Source organism: Staphylothermus marinus F1 (assembly GCF_000015945.1).
Taxonomy (GTDB): Archaea; Thermoproteota; Thermoprotei_A; order Sulfolobales; family Desulfurococcaceae; genus Staphylothermus; species Staphylothermus marinus.
The window spans coordinates 919740-939193 of the sequence record NC_009033.1 but is presented as its reverse complement, the minus strand read 5'-3'; the positions used below and the strand labels follow the sequence as shown (position 1 = coordinate 939193).

Here is a 19454-nt window from a genome sequence, read left to right as displayed (position 1 = left end):
TTTGGGAACATGGTGGGCAACTTATTTTTATATATAAAACAATATAATTACTCATAAAGAGAAATATAGAAACGAGTTCTCAACGGTGTATTGCTTATGAAGATAAGGGAGATCGTGAAAGTTGATTCTAAAGGCAGAATAACTATTCCCCTAACAATACGTGAAGCCCTAGATATAAGGGAGGGAATGACTGTTCTATTAATAGCTGATAAAGAGAAGAAAGAAATAATTGTGTCCCCAATACCTGAAAGAGCAAAACTTGTAGAGTTATCGATTAGAGTAGAGGATCGGCCGGGAGTATTAGCTGAGCTAACAAGAGAACTAGCTGATAGAGGAATAGATATTATAGCAACAAAATGTATAGTGTTGAAACGAGGAGAAATCGGAGAATGCTATATGGTGGTCGACCTCTCCCGTTCACTAATAACTAATCTAAAAGAATTAGAGGATTCATTGAAAAAATTAGAACCAGTCAGAGAAGTTAGAGCACAAGAAATACATAGCTAACTATTCTAAACAATAAATCAACTAGTAGGAGGCTAGTAATCTTTGGGTAAAGTAGTGAAGATAGGATGCTGTGGATTCCCTGTTTCTAGGAGAAAATACTATAAAATACATAGATTAGTAGAGCTACAAAATACATTCTATAACTTACCAAGCAGGGAATGGGCTGAGAAAATCAGAGCTGAAGCCCCCCGAGAATTCGAGTTCACAGTTAAAGCATGGCAAGTAATAACTCATCCATATAGAAGCCCTACATGGAGAAAACTCAAAAACAAACCAGCTGGAAATATTGAAAACTATGGATGGCTTAAACCAACAAGAGAAAACCTTGAAGCATTAATAAAGACATTGGAGATAGCAGATGTTCTAGAAGCTAAAATCATAGTTTTACAAACACCTGGATCAATGCCTTACAATGAAGAATCAAAGAAATGGATATTAGAATTCTTCGATAAAACTGGAGAAATTATTTCTAACAAGTATTTGATTGGATGGGAACCGAGGGGTGAATGGGCTAAACACATTAGCGAATACGGGGAGATCCTCCGTGAACACCGCATAATACATGTAGTTGACCCGTTTAGGTATGAACCAGTAAGCATAGTTGATGGAGTCGCGTATTATAGGTTGCATGGTATAGGAGGGGGCGAAGTAAATTATAGGTATAAATATAGTGTTGAAGACCTCGAGAAACTCGCCACAATACTTGAGCAGAGAGTTTTTGAAACAGCATATGTATTATTCAACAATGTATACATGCTGGATGATTCTATGAGATTCAAAGAAATCCTCAAAAAACACCCCAGCTTAACACCTGTATAGAATATAATTGTTTAAATACTTGAAACCCGTTAATCCGAATATATGTGGAAAACATATTTTTGAAAGAGACGGTGATAATAGTTGAAGCTTGGAATAATGGACACAATATTATTAGCAATACTAGTAGCTGGAATAGCTATAGCATCATACTATCTAGCACTACCACCAAATATACAGACTGGAACGCTTCAATTAGAAGACGAAATACCAGGAACAGGATGGAAACTCGTAGATTTATCACCTACAGCGGGAAAAGCTTCTTTCAAAAACACAATAATAAATTATGAATATACAACATTTGTTGGTAGAAGATTCTATGCAATAACAATTAATCAAATCAAAGGATCCACTGTTAAATACAGTGTTGACATGAAATTCTACAAAAACATCTACACATATGCAACAGCACACCTACTACTAGGTATAGGTACAGTATTAAGCATAATAACATTGATGCTGAGAATTGATAGACTCAAAGAGACACTACTAAACCCAACACTACTAATAACAATAGCATACTTAATCATAGGATTACCACTAATATACATACTAGTATTATCGATTTCATAAACAATTTTTACCTCCTCCCTTCTCTACTAAAATTTTATTTAACGATTTGGAATCTCAGACTAGTAAAACCATTTAGAACCGGGGAGTTCCACCCCTACGGATCAAATCGATCAAACAAAATCCTAATTGAACACATATCTTGGAGGGGGCTGAAAATTAGTGTGTTGTTAATGACTGGATGTGAACCCCCCGGTTTCCCCTATGTTAAGCAAGAACTAAATGGAAGGGGGCTTGGGGATCACGGGTTGGAAGGATCTTACATTGGAAACCCCCCGGTTCCTCTGTATGGTTTCGACTCCAGAATCCAGGGGCTCGTCGAGGCGAAACCATAGAGGCTAACCCCCCGGTTCCCAAATAGAACATATCAATAGAAGACCGGACAAGCCCCCTTCATAAGATCATGTTTCAATATAGAAACCCTCACCCCTTAATTTCCTGTGGAGAAAGCATAATTGGTTTATTTGAGAAAATATTTGATTAGTAAAATAAATCTGTATTTATGAAAGGATTTTTTATTTTTATGGTTTAAATACATTGATCTCATTATACAAACAAGTATATGTTATCGATAATAAATAATTAATAATACTGCTTTCTAGTTGTTCCATATGAAACAGGGGGGAGAGGGGGTTTATAAAGGGGTTTATAAAGGCCTCTTCGAGGCGAAGCCATAGAGAGGAACCGGGGAGTTCTCATTTTTCCATAGAAAACAACCCCGCCAAAACCCCCCTCTCCATGGACCAGATTCGTTGAGATGTATGGTGGGTTCAGTCGAAACCATACCGTGAAACTGGGGAGTTCACACCCTATACATACAAAAACACAACCATCAACCCCCCAGCTACGAAACAATAAACCAAACCATTATACGGGTCCTATATAAATTAATGAATAATAGAGGGGAGGGGCGGGTCAGCTGCTCACGCCCCCTACTCTAGGAGAGGGGGTGAGGAAACTCCGCACACCCCGCGGCTCCACGGCCCCGAAACGGGGCGCGGCGAGTAGCCGCGGCTCCGGCACAGAAACGACACGGCCACCGCTCGGATGGCGATGAAGCGGTGAGGAGCCCCCGGCAACGGGGGCTCAGCAACCCGTTGAGGACGGCGGTGGATGCGTTGAAACGGCCGGTCCCGTGGGGTGCAAGGCCCCCCTAATTATTAGGGGGGATGAGGTGGCCGCGCAACCCCCTGTTGGGGGCCGCATAGTCTAATGCAGCTTGTACAGAATGCGGGTTATGGCCCGCCCCTCCCCTCTATTGTATTTTCTTATTTTTTGAGTCCTTGTCTCTTTAATATATAGTATACTGTTGATGTTGGTAATCCTAGTTGTTTGCTTATCTTGTATATGCTTGTTCCTCTCCTATACATTTTCACTATTTTCTTTATGATTGATTTCTTTTTCCTCTTATGTGTTGGCATTTTTTGTTTTTCTGTTTTCCTTAATGGTATGTTGTATTTTCTAAGTATTTCATAGAGGAGAGCTAAGTATATGTTGTGTTTCTTAACTATTTCCTTTACCGGTAATCCTTTCTTATAATCATTTATTATTTCCTCTATTTTCTCCTTACTTAGATCCTCTATGTTCAAGGCTTTTCTCACCTGTTATGAGTGTTTTCATCAATATATTATTTATTTAGATATTTATAAATGGATAATTGATAGTTAGCATGGGGGTTTTTCTCCCCAATAATCCTTTATTGTTTCCAATAATTCATTATAATTTCTTGTTCTGCGATATGCTTCTAACACTTCATTATTTAATGTATGAAATGTTTTCATCCATTTATATAGTCCTAATAGTTTCTCATATGCTTCAATAAAACCTGTTATATATAGTGTTGCAGCTACTGCTTCAATACTTGATAATATACATGGTTTACCATAGTTTATAGGGTTGCCTGGTAGGAGGGGTGGGAGTTTTCTATGTTGTCCCCTAATCATAATTGTTTTTCTAGGAGCTAATTTTTTCCAGCTAGCATCGACTACGACTATACCATGTTTCTCCACATATATGTGATCCCATGGCCCCAAATACTTGTTGCTGTAGGGGTCGAGTATTATTGGTGAACCATGTATTCTACGTGGATATATATGTATGGCTAGGTTTTTACGGATCATTTTTAAAGCAGTATTCTTAGCAGGATCATCTTCTCGGTAATAAACAATCATTATCCTAGGTAAATGTCTCCGTTGAGCCAAGACTTGTTCAATCCCATAAACCATACTATAAGCTAAACAATTATAATCCATAAAACCCCCAAAATATATATTGGACACAGTGAAGAATAGGTGGTTTAATTGGCTAAAGCCGGAGCAATAGTCCTTATCCAAACAGATATTGGTGCGGAATCACGTGTTATGGAGGAGCTCATCAAAATACCTGAGATCACTGAGGCATACATAGTTTATGGAATATATGATATAATAGTTAAGATCGAGGCTGGAAGCCTCGAGAAGATAAGAGAAGTAATAACCAATAAGATCAGGAAGCTCCCAGATATTAGGACAACTAGTACAATGGTTATTGTTGAGGAGAGAATTAAGAAGTAGTAAATGAATCATAATTGGTTATATTAACTATTCTTTTTCTCATCATTCACAATATTTTTATAACCACTATCTTCTTTTTTAACAATTATTTTCAACGGCGACCTAAACCATACATCGTTTTGTGGGAACGGAATCTCTATTCCTGCCTCTGTTATTGCTTTCTTAATTCTCCAAATAATTTCCTTCTTCACATTATACCATTCACTGCTTGGAACCCACATTCTAACCCTTATATTCACACTACTATCCCCTAATTCTTCAACATAAACATCTGGCTCCGGCTTGGCTAGTATGAATGGGTGTTTAGATAATTCATTCCTGATGATCTGGTATGCTTTCTCAGCATCTTCACTATAAGCTATTCCTACAATGAATTCTAGTCTTCTAGCAGGTGTTGCTCCAATGTTTTTAATGACTGAGTTGAATACTTCATTATTCGGTATCCTTATTAATACACCGTCTAAACCCCGGATCTTAGTGGACATTATCGATATATCCTCAACAATCCCTAGTTGTCCATTAATATCTACGAAATCACCTGGTTTCAATGGTCTCTCCCAGTAGAGGAATATTCCTGATACTAGGTTTGCCGTTATGCTTTGTAGTGCGAAGCCGAGTATTATGCCTAGGAATCCACCAGCTATTATTAGCCCTGTAAGGTTTATTCCTAAGATGCTTAGTGCTGATATTGCAAATATAATTACTAGTGTATAATAGATTATTCTCGCGAGATTATAAGCTATTGTTTGAGGCATGAATCTTATTGATACCCTATATATTATCTTCTTGGTAATTATTGATATGAATAAGCCTATAACCAATATTATTGTTGCAGACAATATTCCTAGCCAATTAATTGTCTCCAACCACGTGAAGCCAGATGTAATATTTAATTGTTCACTCAACTCATATCCCCCACAACATTTCGGTTCCAGGACTTATACGGGGAGGCTTAAAATCTTTTGGATCATCTATTCTTCTAAGACCTTTCCTAAAAGATCTACCATATTTTATTGAAGCAGTTGTTTTAGAGTTTATGGTTACATTTATTTCTTGAGTATAAGCTTTCCATGATTTCTCCCGGTAATATATTGATAGATTATTTGAATCTAGGAGGATCTGTGTGAATAATACCCATTCATCCAATGTATTATGTATTTTGAGTAGTGAAACTGCTTTTCCAAAAACAGGTTCTGGTTCAGATACATATGTTTTTGAAACACTATATCTAGCTATAACACCCATACTAGTTGATCCATATAATGCATATTTTGGATCAGCCCCCTCAATAACATCTATTATGTCAAAATTCGTATCTCGATAAACATATACTGCGATATCAACGGGTATATATATGTAGATTTCAGTATATGAGTTGGGGGCAAGCCTTATTTTCTCCGAGAAGTCTACGAGGACAAAACTAGTTATTTTACGAGGTAGTAGGACAGGATAGAATGGAGTAATTAAAACCTTGTCAAAACCTATGATTTTTTGCTCAACTAAAACATTATTATTAATAGATCTACGATAAACTATAATTTCATCTCTAATCTTCTCCAAAGACAACAAGTATTTGCCAACAATATATTCTTTATCAATGCCTAAAACACCATAACCATTTAAAACCTCTGCAGAAACCATGAAAACCACCATCCAAACAACCAAGCAATTATGAAATAATGTATTCACAAAAATATAAGTCTAGAAAATATATGGTGGACCGGCCGGGATTTGAACCCGGGACCTCCGCCTCTCTCCGACCCCGGTGCCAGACCCCCTATTATAGGGGTCGTGCAAGGGCGGCGCTCTTCCAGGCTGAGCTACCGGCCCACCCTTAAGTCTTCATATAATGAATCAATACAGGACCCTGTTATATATTTTTGCCGTATTCATTAATAGTTTCCCATGTAGAATAGATGGATGGGCATAATTTATTTAGGTATTAATGGTTTAAGAATGTTATATTATAAATTCAAGTATTCATAGTTTTCAAAATTATTCGTTTACCCCATTTATTCAAGTATACCTTATTAATGAGGGGTTCTCTGGGTTCTTTTATTTTCTCCTCTAAGGGATACCCTACTGGTATTATGGTTTCTAACTTATATCTCTTAGGAACCTTTAGTAAACTATTCACTTTCTCAGCGTCGGGGGGAGTATATGTTAATGATGCAAGACCGTTTTCCTCTAGAGCCAGTAATAGGTATCCTATTGCTAGCCACGTTGATTGAATTGTATATGGACAATGTTTATCAGCATACACAATTATTAGATAAGTCGCATCCTCCAAAAACGGTTTTTCCCAAGTTATATTTCTCTGCTCAAGCCATTTCTTGAATTCACCTCTCACGTTCCCATGAAGCTTCTTCTCAGCTTCTTCACAAGCAATTCTAATTCTATGCTTTAATTCTCTATCACTCACAACTATAAATTGCCAAGGCTGACAATTCATTCCCGAAGGGGCTTCAAGAGCAACCTCAATTGCTTCAAGTACACGAGCTAAAGGAATCTCTACTCCAGCTTTAAATCTCCTAATACTTTTTCTTCTCCTAGCCAGCTCCAACAAGAACTTATCTCTTCGAATCCCCCGGCTCAATTCTCAAACACATCCATCAATGTTTTTTATTTACTTAACACTATGCTCTAATAGAGACATATAAACGAAATCATTGCTGGGGAATTATAAGTTCCTAATCTCTATTATAGTTCTATCATAGTATATTGACTATCAGATTTTAGAAAATGAAGACCATGTTCTTGAAGATATTTTTAACTATTTGAAACACATCTTATATTCTCGAATCAATTGTGAGGGGCAGAAACAAAGTGAAAACAATGTTTTTAGCTTGGGGCAGGATTGGTAGAAGAACTATTGAGTTATCTAGGGAGCTTAACTCTTACTTATTATTTATACCTGATAGACCCCCATATTTAAAAGCATATTTTAAAACCAAAAAATTCTTGTTAGAATTTCGACCTAAAACAATAATTCTCCAATTGCCTCAGGGGCCGTTGTTATTTAGTTCATTTATATACAAGAAAAAACATCACTATAGTATCATAGCAGATGTTCATACAGGATTCTCCATATATGATTCTTGGAAAAGCCTTATCCTTAATAAACCATTTCATAATTTTCTCAAATACTGTGAACTAGTTATAGCACATAATGAGCCTTTCCGAGAATATTTAATTAAATATAAAGGATTAGATCCGGGTAGAGTGATTACTGTATACGATCCCTTCCCTCAAATTCCTGAAAATCTTAAAAAACCTACTAACATAGATGTCGAGCCATTAAAATACATAGTTTTCCCAGCAGCATGGGATCCTGATGAAAACCTAGAATTTATCGTTAGGGAATTCCTGTCTTCAACCACTAGTAGAACCTATAAGTTATTGTTAACAGGTAATTATAATAGAAGAAAGAAATTAGCTGAAAAAATTAGGAGAGGAAGCAGTGATAAAATAGTTTTAACAGGCTACATAGGAAGCGAAGAATACTACTGGATCTTAAAACATTCAAAACTGGTAATTACAGGGACTACTAGAGAATATACAATGCTTTCAAGTATATGGGAATCTATAGCGCTCGAGAAACCGTTTATTACAAGTTATACACGTACACTGGGTAAGATTCTAGGTGGTAGCACGCTATATTATACCTACAAGGAAGGCTCTCTTAGAAAACTATTAGATACATGTTTGAATAATGATGAGTGTATATTTTACCTGCAGAGAAAAATAGTTGCTCTAAAAGATAAGATGAAGACATTATCTAGGAATAGCATAGAAAAATTGAAGAGGATAATAAATAGACTCAACGAGTTGTGAAGTATGAGGAAAGCATTGGTTATACATACTAGTCTAAGCGGTTTAGGTGGTGCGGAGAAGGTATCTTTAGCTATTATCGAATCGTTGAAGAAAATGAACTATTATGTGAAACTATTTACGGTGGAGCCTACTAATTGGAAACAATTAATCAAGGTTTTCAATATAGAATCTGAAACTTTACCTCATGAATACTATTACTTGCTCCCATTCCATATAAGGAAATTTACAATTTATACTCGTTTAATAGCTTCTAAAATCATGGAGTTAAAGATCAAGCGGGGATTCAATATTGTTATTAATACTCATGGAGACGCATTACCCATAGCTACCGATATAGTATATATGCATTTCCCAGGTTTTATAGCCGAAGAATTCTACCCTTATAAACATGGAAGTATTAGCTCATTAGTTAACAAAATATATCTTGCAGGATATGATCTTTTAAGAAGACATCTAATCCCAAGCTTTGAGAACTCAATTGTTTTATGTAATTCTAGTTTTAGCAGAGCAGTCATCAAGCTCAAGCTTAACATAGACGCTCAAGTAGTATATCCACCTATCGATGTTGAGTTTTTTGGAAAAGCATATTTTGAGAAAAAAGGTAGTGAACCCTATAATATAGTTTCAATAGGTAGGTTTTCGCCAGAGAAAAACTATGAGTTTATTGTTGAGATTGCTAAGAGATTAAGAAACTTAAGATTCATTATTGTTGGAAGCGTTAGTAATCCAAGGAATAAATCTTATTTCCTAAAAATACTTGCTTTAAAACATAAACATAACTTATCAAACTTGACACTAGTCCCTAATGCTTCTCGTAGAGAACTATTAGAATTATTAATACATTCACGTGTATTATTGCATACTATGAAATATGAACATTTTGGAATGGCTGTAGCTGAAGGAATGGTTGCTGGACTAGTCCCTGTTATTCATAGATCTGGCGGAGCATACTATGATATTATTAAGAGAGATAAGTATGGATACTCGTATAGAACTATAGATGAAGCAATCGAGAAAATATGGGAAGCCCTCGAAAACTATCCAAAAATATTTAGGAAAATACATAAATATGCTTCCAAAGAGTTTAGTAGGGAAAAATTCCATACAAGATTTAAGAAGATAATGGATTCTATTACAAGCTAAACAATTATTGTTTAAGCATCTTAGTTCTTAGAGCATATAGTTTCTTATACATCCTCCACCTACCAACAACATTAACTGTCCTCACATTACCTGCTATTTTCTCCAATAACTCAATATGATCAGTTAAATGGCTTATCGGGTATCCCAAGAACAATAATGCGATCGGTGCCGGTATAGTGTTAGGAACAGGATTCGGTAATAAATCTAGGTTAAACACGTTGTCTTCGAAATATGCACCAAATATGCCGTATCTAGAATGAGTTGCTATGCCTCTATTAGAGATCTTCTGTGAATAAATTGTTCCGGATAATATAGCTTTATCATCACTGGGGCCTGGAATTATGATTAATCCAGGAGCTCTGTTTACATAGGGTCCCTCGAATACTTCTTGTGGTTGTTTAACTACTATATTATATTTTCTCAGGATCATCTTTAATTTATTAATAGTTTCTGGATTGTTATCGTTTAATACTATATAGAATCTAGGCGGTGCTGTTGCTTTATCCGCAGGTATGAAAGCCTTGGAACGAGTAAAATCTATTCCAGTCTCGTACTCTAATACAAGATTATATCCAAATTTTGAAAATAGTTTTCTAGCTATTCTTAATAATGCTCTCGACAAAGGTCTTAACAGCTTGGAGGAAGCTATTTTGTATAGTGTGCCTCTTACATGGAACATTTTTGTATCTGTGCTCTTACTAACAGTATCCACTGATCCCGATTCTTTACTGGAAGGAGGCTTTGTAATGAATGATTCCTCGTATAGGATTCTGTTCACATATATTCTTCCCCTGTAATATTTGAATCCATGATCCGATACAATTATGAGGTTTCCAATGGATAATGTAATGTCTTTAATTATCTTATCTATTTCGGAATAGATCTTGTTGAGCATGGATAATTTCTTAGCTGCAATATTGCATTTATGGAGAATAGAGTCGGGGAAGGGGGTTGCAAACCAGTAGAAGTCATAGTTTTTTCTCAGTGCTTTCTCTATTATTCCGTGATATACCTCAAGAAGTTCTCTGCCCCTCTTCAGTGCTTCGCATTCAACGGACTTATAGAATTTAATCTTATTAGCAGCGTCTATATAGTCTCTATACTCATCCAATATATTAAGGGGGCTTGATAAGATCTTTGGAGCAAAGAAACCCATTTGTAAAATCTCAGCGTTCCTAAAAGGTATTAATGGGTATCCTGGAATAATGTTTAATAGAAACATTCTAGTCTTACCATTTAATAGGCCTATGGTCTCATGTATTCTTGGATGCTCTAATTCATTCGCCGATACTAGTTCTGCAATCCATTTATTCTCAGAGACTATTCTATACTTGAAGAAATCAAATATTCCATGCTTCCCAGGATTAACACCAGTCATAATAGAAGTCCAAGAAGGAAGTGTTAATGGAGGTATACAATCCATATCCCTTAAAACCATCCCCTTAGAGATCAGCTTCTTCAAGGTAGGCATATATCCTTTCTCAACACCATAGAATAATATCTCTCTAGACATACCATCAAGACCTAGGATTACTAGTCTCTCATCGATTTTATTTAGATACATTTTTGTTGCCTTATGTTCCTCTTTTGTCTTATCATACTGTAGTCTCTAATTATTTAATTTGTTTCGTAAAGTCTTAGCTTATCTTGTTTTGTTAAGCTCCCCCTTTTTATCTCTTCGGTGAAAGATTAGCGAGTCGAACATATTCTCTTACTATATATATTATTTTCTTCTTAAAACGATCTCTGCTGAAGACAAGTGATCGCTTCCTAGCTAGAGGCTTCATTTTTTCATAATTATATATTGCATGCCTGATCATTTTAATTGCTTCATTCGAACTTGTATATCCATAACCATATTTTCCATGTTCAACGATGTCGTGCCATGTACCACCACTTCTATGAACTACAGGTACTAGTCCTGATGCCATACCTTCAACCACAGCTATTCCAAAGTGTTCGTTAACCATACAATGTAGGTAGACTTTGCTGGTGGATAATATCTTCCTTACATTTTCATCAGGAGCATTTGGTATGAGCTCTATGTTTTTTAAGTCCCGTTCCTCTATCATATTTTTAATTTTTTCATAATACATTTTCTCCTCTGTATTAGCTATTGAACCAATTATATAGAATTGAAAGTCTTTTAGCTTTTCAGCGATCTCAACAACTAGTTCATAACGTTTCTCAGGTGAAAATCTACCAATGGATACAATGTTATTTTCTCTTCTTCCTTCTAGCTGAATATATTTATTAACATTTACAGGCGGATATACCACGAAGGATCTACGATTGAATAACTTATTTATTACTGCGGCAGTGAACTTAGAATTTGTCAGTATCAATGTATTCAGTCTCCTCTCAACCAATTTTCTTGACACTAAATAATATGGAGTAAAATACAATTTCCAGAAGCCTTCTTCATATTTACGATGACTTTCATCCCATAATGCAAAAGTTGGAAAATGCATATATGTTATATCAGCATTGGTTAGTATAGGATTTCCATAAGTATTAATTATCAAATCTACATCCTTTCTAAGCATTGAAAACATAAAAGAGCTTAATAAACGTTTATAAATAGTAAAACCTTTTATAGGAATTGAAAAAATAATCTCTTCATCTGGTTTAATAACACGGCCCCATATATGTGATATTCTTGACCAATCAGTTTGTTTGAGGGTAGCTAATACAACGCTCCAACCACACTCTTTGAAAGCTTCAATAGTTGTAAGACATAATCTCTCCCCACCACCCAAAAAATTTAGATCATGATGAACTATAGCTATTCTCACACTTCAACACCAATATTTTTTACCAATAATATATAATAAGTAGTTATAAGCATAATGTCCCTATAAACTATAATCGGGGAAGAATTAAAATACTATAAACCAGTGTAAACTCGAAGAGATCTTATTCTTCTAATACATTGAAATTAAACCAATATAAATATATAATAGAATAGATATATAGAATGGTAATGTGTTAGAAAAGCTTCTTATAGAGACCTATATCTACTTTAAAACACTAAATATATTTTGGTATATTATAGTAAATGCTATATTATCCATGATTAAGTTAATAGTAATCTTTGATAGGAGAATCTAAGTTGTTTAAACATGTACTGACGTTTGGAAGGCGATATCGTTATGAATAAAAGAAGTGTTAGTGTTATTGGATTGGATGGATTAGGAAGGCTATACTTGAATAAAATGGTAAATTCGGGTGAAATGCCAAACCTTAAATACATTGTTACAAGTGCTGATGTAAACACTAATATATACTGTTTTCCCCCGGAAACAGCCTCCTCCTGGCCTAGTCTGATGAGTGGGGTTAATTTGGGTAAGCATGGAATATATGATTTCTTCAAATACAATAGTGAAAGAACTAGATTATTTAATGCTTTGGATCTAGGACATCCTCGAATACATGAAATGATTGCAATACTAAAACACTTTGTTCTTATGATAAATCCTGTTCCTTCCTATCCTATCATACCAGTATCTAATACAATGCATGTTATTTCTTTTTCTTTCTTCACTCCTAAACCCACAGCCTACCCGAAGTTTCTGCAAAAATATTTAACTGAATATAGACGATACACATATAAGTCCCTTAATGATTTCTTAATAAAGTACATTGATGATCTAGATTACAGAATCGGCATTATTGAGAATTTAGTACAGAAATTCGATTACAAACTCATTTGGGTGAATTTTGAGATACCAGATAGAATATTACATTTAGCAAGTGAGCGAGAGAGGAAATTCAAAGTCCTAGATAAAACAGTATTGAAACATGAAAAAATTATTTTCAGAAAGCTGGATTCCGTTATTAAACTATTAAAGGATATAACAGACAACGTGGTTATTGTATCTGATCATGGTTTCTCCTACTATAATAAAACTATTGCTGTGAACACTATATTATATAAACATGGCTTTATAAAGCTATCAGAAAAAGGATTATCTTCTAGCATAGAAAAATATTCTAAATTATTACCAGAAGAAAACAAACCGCTGTTGTTAATTCCTCTAAATAATCCACTTGTTAAAATTGTTAGAAAACCTGTTTTGAAACATTTAGCTAAAGCCATTTTAAAGATATATGAGAATTTATTTGAAAGGGAAATAAAGCTTAAGTTTCCCGAAGTAGATCATAAGGAATCGAAAGCGTTTTTATTTGGTGAAACCTCATTTGGTATAATACTTAACAAGAAAAAATATAATGTTAGCCCCGTTGAAATAGTTAAGATTTTAGAAAAGTATAAGGGAATAAAGCATGTATGGCTAAAAGATCAAATTTTCTCGGGACCTTATCTAAAAGATCTACCAGATATATATCTTTACCCTGACTTTGATATGGGATACTGGATTACTGATTTAAAAGTTTATGATAAAATATATAGAAGAAAATGTAGACTTCATCATCATCCGTTAGGGGTTTTTATTATGAAAGATCTTGGTGGATATAAAATATTGAATGAGATCATTAATAATACTGCTGTCGCCTCACTTATAATGGGGTGGTTAGGTTTTCCGTTGAGTAGTTGGATTGATGATAAGGAATTGGTTGAGAAGGTTTTCAATGGGAATGTAAAGTATACTGATAAATACATAAATCTTTGGAATTTGAATAAGAGAATATTTGCAATGAGATTTCTTAAAAGTAGAAAATAAGGACTGGTTAATCTATTATTAGAAATACTTGATTGTGGAGGGCTTCATATCAGAATGAGCCTTAACAATAATAATGTTATGACTGATTATGACGAGATAAGATCTATTAGGGTTAGGTATTCTTCATTAGTTAATTATTCTTATGTAATATATCGTGCATTTACGTCATTATTGTTTTCCATTATTGTGATTCGCAGGCTTCCACCTACAGAGTATGGTTTGTTTACATTTATCATTGCTTTCATAGGTTTTTTTATTCCAGTTAATTCTCTGTGGAATTTTTGGGCTTTTCGTTTCTATGCTCGTGGAAGGTATGGGTTGTCTTTTGCAGCGTTTACATTGACTATTATTTATAGTATTATTGGTTTTATGATGATTTATTCATTGTTATTTCTTAGTTTTCAAGTATATTTGTATGGTGTTATTGCTGGTTTAATATTTACTGGTCAGAGCTTGTATCTTTATTTTCAATCCATACTTTATGCTAAGAAGCCTTATTTGGTTGCCTACATTAGTATGGTGGGTGAAACTTTCAGGGTATTATCAGCATATATGTTTGTTGTTGTTTTAAAATTAGGCGTTATTGGTGCTTTAGCTTCTCTAGTTATTGTTTTCTTATTAGATAATTTGCTAGCTCTGTTCTTCTTAGCTCGTTTATCTGGATTGCCACGTCCTGTTTTCAGTAGGGAGGATATAGTGGTTTTATTTAAAAATGCATATATTCCGTTTATTCAGATGATAAATCAACAAATAAAAACTTCTATAGAAAGACTTTTTACAACATTATTTACTAGCTCTACATTGTTTTCCGCCTATTTGGGTGTGTCTTATGTTAGTAGGAGCTTTATTTTTGGAAGGGGATCTTTTGCGAGAAGTCTTTCATCAAGACTATTAAGATCTGGTAGTCGTAGTGATGTAGAAGACGTGTTCCGTATATTAGTTATAATAACGTTTCTTGTTGGTGGGGGGTTCATTACGTATTCGCGGACAGTGCTTAGTATTTTTAGGAGAGAATATTTGAATGCTCAGATACTACTTATACTTTACACTATTGCTGCGTTGATTGATGTGTTTGCAGGGTTTTTCTCGTCTATTAGTACTGCTCTGGAAAAGGCTGATCTCAGGTTTTCTGGTAGTGAATTAAGGAAGACTGTTTTGTTTAAGAATCCTTTTCATGTCTTTTTAGCGAATATATCATATATTTCGGCAGGAGCAGTGGCATTTATGTTTATGTATGTGGTTTTAGGAATAAGAAATATAGTGTTCTTGCTTATACCGTTTCCGATAGCTTATATAATTGCCTATATTCCCTTGCTAGTTATTTTTTATCATAGGAGTATTGAGAAGATACAGTATAGTGTTCCTTGGAGAGAAGTGATAGCTTCTATTATTGGTGTGACTTGTTTTTCTATTTTTGGATTTGTTACGGGTTATTCGAATATTGTGGTTAAGAGTATATATAGAGACTATATCTATGTATTAATTATGGCTGGTTATTCTCTCGCTATCTACTTTGTAGTCTTGTATTTATTGTCTCCTTGGTTTAGGGGGTTTGTGAGGAGGGTTTTAGAGGAGATTATCTAGTATCTATTAGGGTTTTACCTGATCCTTATTCTGTTTACTTTCTTGTTTTGCCAACTATATCTTCTTATTCTCTTGCTTCTTCCGAATCCGCATGCTGCGCAGTATCCTTTTGCTACGTTGAATGCGTGTCTTCCACATCTTCTACATCTTATATGTGTTTTGCTTCTTCCATGTTTGCCCATGCTTGGTGTTCCTTTTCCCATAGGGGTTATCGCCTCCTATGCGTTATTGTATTATTTTGTTTTAGTCTTTGATGGGTGAGATTAATATTACTGTGTCTCCTCTGATAACGATTGTTCCCAGTTTTCTAGTTGAACCATCTTCTTTTATTTCTTCTGCATCGTCTAGGACAATGTTCAGGTGTTGATCATAGCTTTTTAGTTTTCCGCGGACTTCTCGTTCTCCTTTAAGCTTTATTAAGACTATGTCTCCGAGGTGTTCTAATAAGATCTTATGTGCTGTTTCAGCCAAGCATATACACCCTTTAATCCTATTTGTTTTATTGTTGCTTACATAATTTATTGATTAAGTTTCCTATCTGCTTATATTTTATATCTCGTTATGTATCTAAGCATATCTAGTCGTTAATATAATTTATTATGCTTTTAAAAGATTCATTTATGAGGTGTTCTTCGATGCCTAGAAGATATGTGTTATCTAAGCGTGAGCGTAAACGGTTGCTTGAGGAGTTGGAGCAGAGATATGGTAGTATAGGTGTGGGTAAGAATGATGTTGTCGAAATATTTGAGGAGAAGAACAAGTTTAAAATACTAGTTATAAATGGTGTGCCAGCATTTATATTTTACGAAGATAAATGGATCCCCCACCTTAAATACCTTCTCAGAAACCCTAACTTAAAAATTCCCATAATAATTGTTGATATGGGCGCTGTCAAACCACTGCTTAGAGGCGCTGACTTAATGGCGCCAGGTATACGTGAGATAATAGGGGTTTTTGGGAAGGGAGACGTAGTAGTTGTTGCAGAGGAGAAGTATCGTAAACCCTTTGTTATAGGTATAGCTCTGGTTGATTCCGACGATATTGTGTCTGGTAAGATTAAGAGGGGTAGAGTTGTCGAGAATATTCATAGAATAGGAGATATTTTCTGGAATATATTATGAATCATTATTCTCCATTGTCTCCGCATAATCCTTCGATATCATCCCCCTATATATTCCGTATCCCCCAATACTAATTATGAATCCTAATAATCCTATCATTAACATAGCGTTTCTCTCCTCTATTAATTCCCTATATTCTTTTTCGGCAGAATTATTAATTGCCCGCACAAATATTCCTTGAGAGGATTCATAGTATTCTATTCTCTGCCGTAACCCAGTATTTATAATGATAGTTGCCACGCATATGATTATTCCTATAATAATCACTAACAACACTATTTGCTTAGTCGTATCTCTCTTCAAGACTGTTCATCTATTATTTTAATAGGCTCAATAGGTTTTCCTTATAGATGAATATATCATATTTAATATTTAACATTATAAGTAAGTTGTCCACAATATGTTTTTATAAGATTTAATGACCTTATTTAATGAGTTAGACTATTTACTTAAGTTATTTTGGAAATTATGAAAGTTGTGGTTATTGGATTTGCTTTATAAACCCCTCACTAATATAATGGTTTGTGAAATGCAGATGAAGGGCTCTATGTGGTCTGTGTGGAGCCCCGATAGCCTCCTCAATGAAGGAATGAAAACCCGACCCAAGAGGGGGAAGCCCGCGCATCATAAAGCACGGGCAACCACAAACTGTTTAGTATTAGAGGGGTTGAAAGATGGGGTTTAATGAGGGAGACTTCATACTAATAGAGTATACGGTTCGTGTAAAAGAAACTGGTAACGTAGTTGATACTACAGATGAAGCATTAGCTAAGAAGGAGAACATATATGAGTCTGGAAGAATCTATGGACCAGCATTGATCGTTCTCGGTAAGGGCTGGATCAATAAGGTTGTAGAGGATACTATTAAGGAAATGAATGTTGGTGAGGAAAAAATTATCGAGGTTCCTCCGGAGAAAGCTTTTGGACAAAGAGATCCCAGTAAGGTTAGGATTTTTAGCATGAGAGAGTTTAGGAGGAGGAACCTCAAGGTTAGAGTAGGTGATGTAATAGATTTTGGCGGTGTTAAGGGAATTGTTAAGAGTATCAGTGGTGGACGAGTAGTTGTTGATTTTAATCATCCATTAGCCGGTAAAACACTAATATACAAGGTTAAAGTTGTAGGTAAGCTTGAAGATTTAGTGGAGAAGATTAGAGCGTTAGCTGTTAGGTATCTACAAATACCTGGTGACGAATTAGAGATTAACTATGTGTCTGAGGAGAGGAAAGTAATAATTAGTATTCCGACAAAGTATATTACGAGGAAAGATCTACAATATGCTAAGGTATCCTTGGCAACAAGCATATATGAGTTCTTCAAGGAAGATGTTGATGAAGTAGTTTTCCAAGAAGTATTCAAGTTTAAGAAGGCGGAGAAGAAAAAGGAAGTTGCGGAAGAGAAGAAGGAAGAGGTGGCTGAAGAGAAGGAGAAAGTTGAGGAATTAAGTAGTCAAGAAACAAGTGAGCAGGGATCCCAATAATTACTCTAGGTTTTATATAATACCTGTTTCTCGGACAAGTCTCCAAGCAGCTTCTTCAGTTAATCCTTTTTCTCCAAGTATTGTGTAACGATTAGGCCTTATCTTATGTGCAATTGTTAATGCTTTCACGATTGTTTCTATTGGAATACCTATTTCTTCTGCTGTAGTTGGTAATCCTATTTTCTTCATTATCCTCTTGATCTTTTTCCATTTTGGATCGCCGTATAGGTAGAGCATCATAATTGTTCCTAGCGCTACTTGTTCTCCATGTAATGCTTTACCTGGTGCTAGTAGGTCTAGTGCGTGGCTGAACAAGTGTTCTGATCCACTTGCTGGACGGCTTGAACCAGCTATGCACATTGCTACTCCACTACTAATAAGTGCTTCAACAACTATTCTTATACCGTCGGGGTTTCCACTAGCTATCAGTTCATGGTATCTAATAACGTGTTTAGCCGATAATAATGCTAGTTGAGCAGCGTATTCTCCATAATATTCTCCTTTAAGTCTATGTGCTAGTTGCCAATCTTTCACCGCTGTTAGCTTCCCTAATAAGTCTCCTACTCCTGACCTTATCAGTCTTGGCGGCGCCTTCGAGATCATGTCTATATCAGCTATTATAGCGTATGGTGTAGTTGTTGGCGTGCTTGTTGGTTTACTTGTTCCTTTCAGGCTTGCAAATGGAGACGCTATTCCATCATGGCTTGCAGCTGTTGGAACGCTTATCATGTATCCATTGTTTTTATATGCTGCATATTTTGCTAGGTCAATTGATTTACCTCCTCCCACTCCTAGAAAGATCTTTATACCATGCTTTTTTGTTTCCTCAACTATTTGATTAGCTGTTTCTATCCTAGCATCTCTAGCTTTCCATACTTCTACAATGTATCCGTTATTCTTCATTGCTTCCTCTACTATTTTACCAGCTACATTATATGTTGTTGGACCCGTTATTATTCCTGCTTTATATTGATTTGTAAGCTTCATTTTAAGTAGGTAGTCCGGTATTTTATCGAGAATATTAGATCCAATAATTACTTTCAGAGGCAATGTTATTTCATGTATGCTTCTATTCAACAAGTATGCACCTTCCTACGAGAAACTATTATTATTAATGCCTAGAAATATGTTAATACTTATAATGGGTAATAAGTTATCATTCATAAT

General features: G+C 35.2%; 21 protein-coding genes, 1 tRNA gene and 1 other RNA gene. 11 read left to right on the top strand and 12 right to left on the bottom strand.

Annotation, left to right across the window (positions count from 1 at the left end):
• Positions 1-96 precede the first annotated feature (96 nt).
• The 4 genes from SMAR_RS04975 (at position 97) to rnpB (ending at position 3143) form a co-directional block, all read left to right on the top strand.
• Positions 97-507: an AbrB/MazE/SpoVT family DNA-binding domain-containing protein gene (locus SMAR_RS04975; protein WP_011839249.1), complete on the top strand. Its 411-nt coding sequence runs from the start codon at positions 97-99 to the stop codon at positions 505-507.
• A 42-nt stretch (positions 508-549) separates the two neighbouring features.
• Complete coding sequence (locus tag SMAR_RS04970) at positions 550-1326, top strand: DUF72 domain-containing protein (protein ID WP_011839248.1); 777 nt, start codon at positions 550-552, stop codon at positions 1324-1326.
• A gap of 81 nt (positions 1327-1407) precedes the next feature.
• Positions 1408-1896: a hypothetical protein gene (locus SMAR_RS04965; RefSeq protein ID WP_011839247.1), complete on the top strand. Its 489-nt coding sequence runs from the start codon at positions 1408-1410 to the stop codon at positions 1894-1896.
• Positions 1897-2799: 903 nt separating this feature from the next.
• Positions 2800-3143, top strand: an RNA gene (gene rnpB / locus SMAR_RS08310) — RNase P RNA component.
• 18 nt (positions 3144-3161) lie between these two features.
• Here the strand turns inward: rnpB and SMAR_RS04960 are convergent.
• Both SMAR_RS04960 and SMAR_RS04955 read right to left on the bottom strand, forming a co-directional pair.
• Positions 3162-3482, bottom strand: a complete 321-nt coding sequence (locus SMAR_RS04960; RefSeq protein ID WP_011839246.1) for a helix-turn-helix domain-containing protein — start codon at positions 3480-3482, stop codon at positions 3162-3164.
• 75 nt (positions 3483-3557) lie between these two features.
• The gene (locus tag SMAR_RS04955; protein WP_011839245.1) at positions 3558-4145 is read right to left on the bottom strand and encodes a DUF367 family protein; all 588 of its coding nucleotides are present in this window, start codon (positions 4143-4145) and stop codon (positions 3558-3560) included.
• A 48-nt stretch (positions 4146-4193) separates the two neighbouring features.
• Here SMAR_RS04955 and SMAR_RS04950 point away from each other — a divergent pair, with 48 nt between their 5' ends.
• Positions 4194-4445: an Lrp/AsnC ligand binding domain-containing protein gene (locus SMAR_RS04950; protein WP_011839244.1), complete on the top strand. Its 252-nt coding sequence runs from the start codon at positions 4194-4196 to the stop codon at positions 4443-4445.
• Positions 4446-4468: 23 nt separating this feature from the next.
• Here the strand turns inward: SMAR_RS04950 and SMAR_RS04945 are convergent, their stop codons facing one another.
• The 4 genes from SMAR_RS04945 to SMAR_RS04930 form a co-directional block, all read right to left on the bottom strand.
• Positions 4469-5350 carry a mechanosensitive ion channel family protein gene (locus SMAR_RS04945; RefSeq protein ID WP_011839243.1) on the bottom strand — a complete coding sequence of 294 codons (882 nt, stop codon included), beginning with the start codon at positions 5348-5350 and terminating at the stop codon, positions 4469-4471.
• 1 nt (position 5351) lies between these two features.
• On the bottom strand, positions 5352-6086 hold the full coding sequence (locus SMAR_RS04940; RefSeq protein ID WP_011839242.1) for a DUF432 domain-containing protein: 735 nt from the start codon (positions 6084-6086) through the stop codon (positions 5352-5354).
• Between the two features lie 72 nt (positions 6087-6158).
• A tRNA-Ala gene (locus SMAR_RS04935) sits at positions 6159-6275 on the bottom strand.
• 142 nt (positions 6276-6417) lie between these two features.
• Complete coding sequence (locus SMAR_RS04930; RefSeq protein ID WP_011839241.1) at positions 6418-7041, bottom strand: nitroreductase family protein; 624 nt, start codon at positions 7039-7041, stop codon at positions 6418-6420.
• 239 nt (positions 7042-7280) lie between these two features.
• Here SMAR_RS04930 and SMAR_RS04925 point away from each other — a divergent pair, with 239 nt between their 5' ends.
• Together SMAR_RS04925 and SMAR_RS04920 are read left to right on the top strand one after the other, a co-directional pair.
• Positions 7281-8279: a glycosyltransferase gene (locus tag SMAR_RS04925; RefSeq protein ID WP_011839240.1), complete on the top strand. Its 999-nt coding sequence runs from the start codon at positions 7281-7283 to the stop codon at positions 8277-8279.
• 3 nt (positions 8280-8282) lie between these two features.
• Positions 8283-9422: a glycosyltransferase gene (locus tag SMAR_RS04920; protein WP_011839239.1), complete on the top strand. Its 1140-nt coding sequence runs from the start codon at positions 8283-8285 to the stop codon at positions 9420-9422.
• A 4-nt stretch (positions 9423-9426) separates the two neighbouring features.
• On the opposite strand, the gene SMAR_RS04915 is transcribed toward SMAR_RS04920, so the two are convergent.
• Together SMAR_RS04915 and SMAR_RS04910 are read right to left on the bottom strand one after the other, a co-directional pair.
• On the bottom strand, positions 9427-10986 hold the full coding sequence (locus SMAR_RS04915; protein WP_011839238.1) for an alkaline phosphatase family protein: 1560 nt from the start codon (positions 10984-10986) through the stop codon (positions 9427-9429).
• Positions 10987-11092: 106 nt separating this feature from the next.
• Entirely contained in the window at positions 11093-12217 is a 1125-nt protein-coding gene (locus SMAR_RS04910) for a glycosyltransferase (protein ID WP_011839237.1), read from the bottom strand.
• A 357-nt stretch (positions 12218-12574) separates the two neighbouring features.
• On the opposite strand from SMAR_RS04910, the gene SMAR_RS04905 reads away from it, so the two are divergent.
• On the top strand, positions 12575-14104 hold the full coding sequence (locus SMAR_RS04905) for an alkaline phosphatase family protein (RefSeq protein ID WP_244372330.1): 1530 nt from the start codon (positions 12575-12577) through the stop codon (positions 14102-14104).
• A gap of 54 nt (positions 14105-14158) precedes the next feature.
• Entirely contained in the window at positions 14159-15688 is a 1530-nt protein-coding gene (locus SMAR_RS04900) for a hypothetical protein (RefSeq protein WP_011839235.1), read from the top strand.
• Between the two features lie 14 nt (positions 15689-15702).
• Here SMAR_RS04900 and SMAR_RS04895 read toward each other — a convergent pair whose 3' ends face one another.
• A complete protein-coding gene (locus SMAR_RS04895; protein ID WP_011839234.1) occupies positions 15703-15891 on the bottom strand; it encodes a 50S ribosomal protein L37e in 189 nt (62 codons plus the stop codon).
• 40 nt (positions 15892-15931) lie between these two features.
• Positions 15932-16159: an LSM domain-containing protein gene (locus SMAR_RS04890; protein WP_011839233.1), complete on the bottom strand. Its 228-nt coding sequence runs from the start codon at positions 16157-16159 to the stop codon at positions 15932-15934.
• Between the two features lie 164 nt (positions 16160-16323).
• On the opposite strand from SMAR_RS04890, the gene SMAR_RS04885 reads away from it, so the two are divergent.
• A complete protein-coding gene (locus tag SMAR_RS04885) occupies positions 16324-16809 on the top strand; it encodes a DUF1947 domain-containing protein (protein WP_011839232.1) in 486 nt (161 codons plus the stop codon).
• Here the strand turns inward: SMAR_RS04885 and SMAR_RS04880 are convergent.
• Positions 16804-17112 (bottom strand): hypothetical protein, encoded by a 309-nt coding sequence (locus tag SMAR_RS04880; RefSeq protein ID WP_011839231.1) that lies wholly within the window; start codon positions 17110-17112, stop codon positions 16804-16806. The genes SMAR_RS04885 and SMAR_RS04880 overlap by 6 nt on opposite strands.
• A 371-nt stretch (positions 17113-17483) precedes the next feature.
• On the opposite strand from SMAR_RS04880, the gene SMAR_RS04870 reads away from it, so the two are divergent.
• Complete coding sequence (locus SMAR_RS04870) at positions 17484-18287, top strand: peptidylprolyl isomerase (RefSeq protein WP_011839230.1); 804 nt, start codon at positions 17484-17486, stop codon at positions 18285-18287.
• Positions 18288-18299: 12 nt separating this feature from the next.
• On the opposite strand, the gene SMAR_RS04865 is transcribed toward SMAR_RS04870, so the two are convergent.
• Entirely contained in the window at positions 18300-19367 is a 1068-nt protein-coding gene (locus SMAR_RS04865; protein WP_011839229.1) for an NAD(P)-dependent glycerol-1-phosphate dehydrogenase, read from the bottom strand.
• Positions 19368-19454 lie beyond the last annotated feature (87 nt).

Coding starts and splice junctions, on each gene's coding strand:
- SMAR_RS04940 (WP_011839242.1), bottom strand. CDS start 6,086: ATGGTTTCTGCAGAGGTTTTAAATGGTTATGGTGTTTTAGGCATTGAT.
- SMAR_RS04955 (WP_011839245.1), bottom strand. CDS start 4,145: ATGGATTATAATTGTTTAGCTTATAGTATGGTTTATGGGATTGAACAA.
- SMAR_RS04900 (WP_011839235.1), top strand. CDS start 14,159: ATGAGCCTTAACAATAATAATGTTATGACTGATTATGACGAGATAAGA.
- SMAR_RS04885 (WP_011839232.1), top strand. CDS start 16,324: ATGCCTAGAAGATATGTGTTATCTAAGCGTGAGCGTAAACGGTTGCTT.
- SMAR_RS04915 (WP_011839238.1), bottom strand. CDS start 10,986: ATGTATCTAAATAAAATCGATGAGAGACTAGTAATCCTAGGTCTTGAT.
- SMAR_RS04870 (WP_011839230.1), top strand. CDS start 17,484: ATGGGGTTTAATGAGGGAGACTTCATACTAATAGAGTATACGGTTCGT.
- SMAR_RS04975 (WP_011839249.1), top strand. CDS start 97: ATGAAGATAAGGGAGATCGTGAAAGTTGATTCTAAAGGCAGAATAACT.
- SMAR_RS04905 (WP_244372330.1), top strand. CDS start 12,575: ATGAATAAAAGAAGTGTTAGTGTTATTGGATTGGATGGATTAGGAAGG.
- SMAR_RS04895 (WP_011839234.1), bottom strand. CDS start 15,891: ATGGGAAAAGGAACACCAAGCATGGGCAAACATGGAAGAAGCAAAACA.
- SMAR_RS04920 (WP_011839239.1), top strand. CDS start 8,283: ATGAGGAAAGCATTGGTTATACATACTAGTCTAAGCGGTTTAGGTGGT.
- SMAR_RS04925 (WP_011839240.1), top strand. CDS start 7,281: ATGTTTTTAGCTTGGGGCAGGATTGGTAGAAGAACTATTGAGTTATCT.